This is a genomic window from Candidatus Obscuribacterales bacterium (assembly GCA_036703605.1).
Classification (GTDB): Bacteria; Cyanobacteriota; Cyanobacteriia; order RECH01; family RECH01; genus RECH01.
Genome location: DATNRH010000400.1, coordinates 1 through 2020, shown reverse-complemented (window position 1 = coordinate 2020; position 2020 = coordinate 1). Strand labels below are relative to the sequence as shown.

Below are 2020 nucleotides of genomic sequence, written 5' to 3'. Positions count from 1 at the left end.
CTGGCTTGGGCATTGGCCAGGGCGATCGCCAACCGTCGGTTCATGGAGCTAAAGTGACTGGCGGTGAGAATATCCCGCAAATGCCACACCACCGGCGGCGCTCCCATCAGACGGGCTAGGGCCGCTGCCACAAAAGCTTTTTGGGAATTGGCATGAATCAGATCCACATCTCGACTCTGCTCCACAATCCGCCGCGCCATCCAGCCTAGCCCCGGAATCGCCTTCAGAGCGCTCAAGCCTCCCGACGCCTTCACCGACAGCAGTGAGCTAGGTGCAGCAATTACCTGGACGGGAACGTTGGCTCCCTCCAGTCGCTCCCGGAATGGGCCCTGGTCAAACAGCAGCACCCGACTGGTGTCTCGGTAGGCGATCGCCAGATCCAACAGGCTTAACTCCGCGCCACCCATCACCGCTGCATGATCAACAAACAGCACCCGTCGCCGAGTTGGCGATGGTGTTTGTACAGCATTAGATGCAAGGTTCATGCCACCCTCCCCTTAGCTGCTGCTTCATAAGCCGCTTCATAGATAGATTTCAGCCTTGTGGCAATCAACGGCCAGGCAAAATTCTCTGCCACATAGGTCTGGCAGGCCTTGTCATCCGGCAGCGATCGCTCTCCCGACAGCGCTTGCAAAATGCCCCGGGCCAACTGGGCCGGCTCCGATCCCTCCAGCACCAGATCCGACGAAAAGGGTCGCAAAATTTCAGGAATGCCGCCAATGGGCGTGCCTAGCACCGGAGTACCCGCCGCCAGCGATTCCACCACAATCAAGCCAAACCCCTCTAGGGACACCGTAGGCACCATCGAGAAATCAGCAGCCCGATAGATCAGCGGCAGTTGCTCGTCCGGCACATAGCCGAGGAGCTGCACCTGCTGGGTCAAGTCCAGGGACTCGATTTGCTGCTGGAGAGCATCCTTGAGGGAGCCCTTACCGGCAATCTTGACGACAATATCCGGGTACTGATCTCGCACTTGGGCGATCGCCTGAATTAAGTTTTCCAGCCCCATGCGTTTGGCCAAACGGCGCACGACGACAATTGTGGGGCGATCGCTCTCCCAGCCCAGTTTTTCCCGCGCCTGCTGCCGCGATAGACCCGTGTGGAAATGCTGAGGATCCACCCCTCCCGGCACCACCTGAATTTTTTCCAGGGGCACACCATAGCTACGATGCAAAATATCGCGAAAGGATTGGGACAGTACGATAAACACTACCGCCCGCCGGTAGCAGGTTTGCTCTAGCCACGTTTTGAACTGCACCGCGATCGCCTTAGCGCCTTCCGCCTGCCCCTCTAAAGCCCAGGGGCCATGAAAATGAACCACTAAGGGGCGATCGCCCAGTTGGTTCAAAATAGGAAAGGTATACAGGGCAAAGTGAGAGACCACTAAGGGCGGCAGGTCAGATTGCTGAGCGATCCAGCGCCGGGCTCCCAGCCAGCGTTGTGGGAGTGAGTCCTTGGCTTGGGCAAAGGACTGTACCTGCCCATGGGAGTCTTTAGCAGGGCGATCGCTGCCGGCCACTAGTCCTTGCACCTCAATGCCCACCTGAGGTAAAGCATAGACACAGTCATAAAAGTAGCGGTTCAGTCCCCCTGGCTCCTCCGGGAACCAACCCTTACCAATCTGCAAAATTTTCATAGGATTAGATATAGATAAAAATCAAGCTCCATGAACACCATAACTGACTCAGGTCATTTCCTATTGACTGAACGTGGCTTAGCAGATGAAGAACTCACATAGCCATAGGGCTCATGCTAAATCAACAGATCGATCATGGCAGCTTCGATCCTTGAAATAAATAATGCTTACGAGCCGCCATACCGATGCCTAAAAATCCCCACATGACCATGCCGGACAAACCCACCATAAACGGCCCGAGGGATAGAATTGCCAGAAAACTAACGGTAATTGATCGCGCTGCCGCCGCAAAGGGATCTTCCCGTCCTTCTGGGCCGCGAAATTGATTAAACAGCAGCATCAACATTCCCAGAATATAGGGTAAACCTCCATACCAGCCCAAGG

General features: G+C 55.6%; 3 protein-coding genes. All 3 read right to left on the bottom strand.

Annotation, left to right across the window (positions count from 1 at the left end):
* The coding region (locus tag V6D20_08190; protein HEY9815760.1) for a glycosyltransferase at nucleotides 1-485 on the bottom strand (485 nt) is incomplete at its 3' end.
* Nucleotides 482-1636, bottom strand: coding sequence for a glycosyltransferase family 4 protein (locus V6D20_08185; protein ID HEY9815759.1), 1155 nt, complete (start codon nucleotides 1634-1636; stop codon nucleotides 482-484). The genes V6D20_08185 and V6D20_08190, both read right to left, overlap by 4 nt.
* Nucleotides 1637-1769: 133 nt before the next feature.
* The coding region (locus V6D20_08180) for a hypothetical protein (protein HEY9815758.1) at nucleotides 1770-2020 on the bottom strand (251 nt) is incomplete at its 5' end.

Excerpts from the sequence above, each read along its gene's own strand:
- V6D20_08185 (HEY9815759.1), bottom strand. The coding sequence starts at position 1,636 with ATGAAAATTTTGCAGATTGGTAAGGGTTGGTTCCCGGAGGAGCCAGGG.